Annotated in this window: 4 protein-coding genes and 1 pseudogene; 4 read left to right on the top strand and 1 reads right to left on the bottom strand. The window is 34.1% G+C overall.

The annotated features are described in order from the left end of the window. Nucleotides 1-337 precede the first annotated feature (337 nt). From Cyrtocomes_RS05150 to tolB, 4 genes are all read left to right on the top strand, one after another. Nucleotides 338-460, top strand: coding sequence for a hypothetical protein (locus tag Cyrtocomes_RS05150; protein ID WP_322498125.1), 123 nt, complete (start codon nt 338-340; stop codon nt 458-460). A 20-nt stretch (nt 461-480) separates the two neighbouring features. Continuing rightward, on the top strand, nt 481-609 hold the full coding sequence (locus tag Cyrtocomes_RS05155; protein WP_322498126.1) for a hypothetical protein: 129 nt from the start codon (nt 481-483) through the stop codon (nt 607-609). A 123-nt stretch (nt 610-732) separates the two neighbouring features. After that, on the top strand, nt 733-2688 hold the full coding sequence (gene uvrB / locus Cyrtocomes_RS05160; RefSeq protein ID WP_322498127.1) for an excinuclease ABC subunit UvrB: 1956 nt from the start codon (nt 733-735) through the stop codon (nt 2686-2688). 411 nt (nt 2689-3099) lie between these two features. Beyond that, nucleotides 3100-4434, top strand: a complete 1335-nt coding sequence (gene tolB, locus Cyrtocomes_RS05165; protein ID WP_322498128.1) for a Tol-Pal system protein TolB — start codon at nt 3100-3102, stop codon at nt 4432-4434. 347 nt (nt 4435-4781) lie between these two features. Here the strand turns inward: tolB and Cyrtocomes_RS05175 are convergent. Next, nucleotides 4782-4867: pseudogene (locus tag Cyrtocomes_RS05175) on the bottom strand (IS5/IS1182 family transposase); the annotation flags it as partial.

The following is a 4867-nucleotide window of genomic DNA, read 5'->3' on the forward strand; positions in this document are numbered from 1 at the left end:
GAAACAACCTTTTATCCATCTAAATACCATATTTATCGCCTCCAATATAATATTGCATCTTTTCCATTATTTGGCAAAACCTTTGTTAACAGTGCCTAATAACTTAAGCAAAAAATCTTAAAAGCCTCAATATAAATTTGATCTTATATAAAATGTATAACTCTATTCTATGCTCGTACAGTAATATAACTTACTGATATCTTGTATTAAATTATAAAATATTTTATTTCTAATATTGAAGTTTCTCAATATATTAATTAGTATTGGAGGCTATATAATGTTTGGGTTTCACAACTCTCTCATTAGAATTTAACCTGATATATTTTAAAATATAAATATGAGTAATATTGAGATTAAAACAGTATCTATACTTGAACTTGGAAATGCCGATTCGCTTGTTATGGGAAGTGGTGGGACAAACTCTGAAAGCAAGGATAACCAAAGCACATATGGATATTAATAAAGCGCATTGATATTAGAATGCTGGACGATATTAACAACATGATAAATATCCTTGAACTGGGGAACGCAGATTCGCTTGTTATGGGTACTGGTTTTTTTCAATCTGAGGCAAGTGGTTTAATTCCTAGTCTTCCGCTTACAGTTTAAAAGGATGTATGTAATCACAAATACATTGGAACTCTGTTAAAATATCCGGCATTGAACTCTCTGTTTTACCTTTAGAGTAAATGTCTGTATGATCTTGTCTAGTTTTTATCCATAGAAATTAGCATGATAAAAAACAGATTCAGGCTTTGCTCGGAGTTCCAGCCCGCAGGCGATCAACCCGCTGCAATTGAGGAAATAGTTGGCAACCTGAACAGTAATCAGCATAACCAGGTCTTACTTGGTATAACTGGATCAGGAAAAACTTTTACAATTGCCAATGTCATATCAAAAGTACAAAGACCTACACTGATTATTGCACATAATAAAACCTTAGCTGCACAATTATATGCAGAGATGAAGGGATTTTTTCCAGATAATGCGGTAGAATATTTTGTCTCTTACTACGATTATTATCAACCAGAAGCTTACATACCCAAAAGAGATCTTCATATAGAAAAAGATGCCAGCATAAATGATGATCTAGATTTATTCAGGCACTCTGCCACAAGAGCCCTTTTAGAACGCAGGGATGTAATAGTTATTGCATCTGTTTCATGTATATACGGCCTTGGAGCGCCTGAATTATACTTACAAATGACATTAAAGATCAAAAAAGGTGAAAAGATGTCAAGAAATTATATGCTTAATAAGCTCATAGAACTCCAATATGAGAGGAATGATACAGCTTTTGAAAGGGGTACGTTCAGAGTTCGTGGTGATTGTGTTGATATATTCCCATCACATTATCAAGATCATGCATGGAGGGTTAGTCTATGGGGTAGCGATATAGACTCAATATATGAGTTTGAGGTTTTAACCGGAAAGAGAAAATCTGAATTAGATGAAATCACTGTTTTTGCTAATAGTCACTATGTGACTCCGCGCCCTACAATAGAGCAAGCACTAAGGCTCATTAAAAACGATATGCATGATAGAGCAAAATATTTTGAAGAAAATGATAAACTTATTGAAGCTCAAAGGATCGTACAAAGAACTTCGTTTGATCTTGAAATGATGGTTCAAACCGGAAGCTGTAAAGGTATAGAAAACTATTCCAGATATCTTTCCGGAAAAAAACCAGGAGAGCCACCACCAACACTTTTTGAATATTTGCCTGATGATGCACTACTTGTTGTAGATGAAAGTCATGTAACAATACCGCAATTACGGGCAATGCATGCTGGAGATGCGGCAAGAAAAGGTATGCTAATAGAATATGGTTTCAGACTTCCATCTGCAGCTGATAATAGACCTTTAAAATTTGAAGAGTGGGATGAAATGCGACCACAAACCATTTTTGTCTCCGCCACACCAGCTAATTTTGAATTAGTTAATTCAAAGCGCATAGAGCAGATTATAAGACCTACAGGCCTTTTAGATCCAATATGTGAGATACGACCAGCAGATAACCAAGTAGATGACCTTATATCAGAATGTAAAAAACTTGCAGAGCAAGGGCATAGGGCAATAGTGACTACATTGACAAAAAAAATGTCAGAAGAGCTCACGGCGTATTTAGTAGATGTAAAAGTAAAGGCCGTGTACCTTCACTCTGAAATAAAGACTATAGAAAGGGTTGAGATAATTAATAAATTGCGAAAGGGAGATTATGATATTTTAGTAGGCGTCAACCTACTAAGAGAGGGAATAGACATACCAGAGTGCGCACTAGTTGCAATACTCGATGCAGATAAAGAGGGATTTTTAAGATCACAAACATCGTTAATACAAACTATAGGAAGAGCAGCAAGACACAGTGAAGGTAAAGCAATACTCTATGCCAATAAATTGACAGATGCTATAAGAAGCACGATAGAAATTACTCATAATAGAAGAAAAATTCAGCAAACTTTTAACGAAGAGCATGGTATAGTGCCAAAATCAGTGGCAAAAAAAATCTCAAACGTAATTGAGGAAAATATTATCTCTTCAAAAGATATTATTAAATTAGATATAGATAATAAAGAAGATATTGATTTAGAAAAACTTACTATAGAAATGGAAGAATATGCACTCAATTTAGAGTTTGAAAAAGCCGCAAAGATCCGTGATAAGATCAAAATCTTTAAGAAAAATTAACTTGAGCAAGTTAGATATAAATACGCCTATTTTCGCAAAAAAAACTTAAACAATCTTAGCTTTTAGGAAATTTTTATTTGTTCAAAAACTGATAATAGGTTTTACAAAGATCTTTGTAAAAAATTTGATTGCTCTAATAAAATAAATCTATTGATACACATCTTTATCATAGATTTACTAAAGTCTAGAAAAATCAAAATGTTATGCTGTTTCCGAATAATTATTCATAATTTTATTTCACTTTCTCTAATATATCTTTATAGTCACGAAACTTGGATATCGTGACCAAATGTTGTATTTTATGTAGCGGTGTTTTTACACTTCTAGGTACTGGTCTTGTGTTTGGGTAAATCTATGATTTAATACTCATTGAGTCTTAAATTTGATTCTTAATTAGATAATTTATGTATCATGTTAACTAGTAGACTGATATTAATAGTGATTTTTTCGTTATATTCCACTTTTTGTTACCCATTATTAAAGATTGATATAAATAAAGGGTCTGTAAATCCTATACCAGTAGCTCTAGCACCATTTGATGCAGATTCGTGGAAAAGCAAGGAGATAGCTTTTGATATGTTAGAAATTATTTCAAACAACCTTTCAACCTCCGGTGCCTTCGACATACTTGATAAAGCAAGTCTTCTAGAAGAATTAGGGATTGATTCCGTTCCTAATTTTACTTTATGGAGAAAAACAAGGGTTGCAGGCGTAATTGCTGGCTCTATTACAGAATTGGGAGATAACAGATTTAGTATTAAATTTAAAATATGGAGCCCTTATGGAGAGAAGGTAATTGATGGTATGGCATATGAAATAGACAGACATATGTGGAGGCGGGTCGCTCATAAGATTTCGAATAGAATTTACGAAAAGATGACTGGTGTAAGGGGTTATTTCAATACAAAGATACTTTTTGTTTCTGAGCAAAGAGATGATGCTGGCCATATGATAAAAAAATTAGCCATTATGGACCAGGATGGGGAAAATTTTCAAACTATAACAGACGGGAAAAATATGGTTCTATTCCCTCGTTTTAATTCAGCAGCTGAAACAGGTAGTGGGCCACAAAAGGTCATTTATATGTCATATCGAGGAAATTCACAACAACCGGGAATTTACGTACTAGACCTTTTATCCAAATACCAATACCTTGTTAAAAATCTTGGAGGCGTTTCCTTCTCACCAAGATTTACAACTGATGGAGAAGGAGCCCTAATGTCAGCTTCTGATGGCAAATCTACAAACATATATTATCTAAATTTATTAAATGGTGAAACTACAAGACTTACTCACTGTATAGGATGCATAAGTACATCACCTTCCTGCTCACCTGATAATAAGTGCTCTAAAATAGCCTTTACATCCGATATCTCTGGCTCTAGGCAGATATATATAATGAATAATGATGGCTCTGGAGCTACAAAGATTAGCTCTGGTGATGGCGCATACTCCGCCCCAGTTTGGTCACCTGTAGATGATTACATAGCTTTTGTAAAAGTACTGAAAGGCAACTTTTACATAGGTGTTATGAAATCTGATGGAACTGGTGAGAAACTTATAACCTCTAGCTGGTTAGATGAAAGCCCATCATGGGCACCAAATGGCAAAACTATAATATTTCGTAGACAACGACCTGATGGAACAAGTAAGTTATATGCTATTGATATGAATGGTTATAATGAAAGGGTAATTAAAACACCTTTTGGCGCCTCAGGGCCATCTTGGTCTGCTAATATGGATTAATAGCTTGAAACAAGTGAGTTTTATTTAGAAGGATAAAATCATCATGAGCTCTTACCGCACCGCTAACAAACCTTAAGTTTAATTTGCGCGATACAAACCCATGAAAGTCGTATTGAGCTTATCCATTTACAGCCCTTTCGATTTTCCTTGAAGATTTATGTACAGATAATTACAGTGTATATAAAAATTACAAGATATTAAAGTATCATCATACTGCAAAATTAGAAACATCATTGGTAGAATCAAAGAATTCTCTCATAAGATATTATCTTGCAAGATTTAATCGTAAAACCAAAAGATACAGCAACTCTGTTAAGATGATTGTCGCTATAGCCTAAATAGTATAGTCACGAGATTTTTGCCCACAAAGCAATGTATCTAATTTGCACAGCAGCTAAAAAAGATTTGGCATTTTTAGCGTAACGACTGGCAA

Origin of the sequence: Candidatus Cyrtobacter comes, assembly GCF_034470605.1 — a bacterium.
In the GTDB taxonomy this organism is placed as follows: Bacteria; Pseudomonadota; Alphaproteobacteria; order Rickettsiales; family Midichloriaceae; genus Cyrtobacter; species Cyrtobacter comes.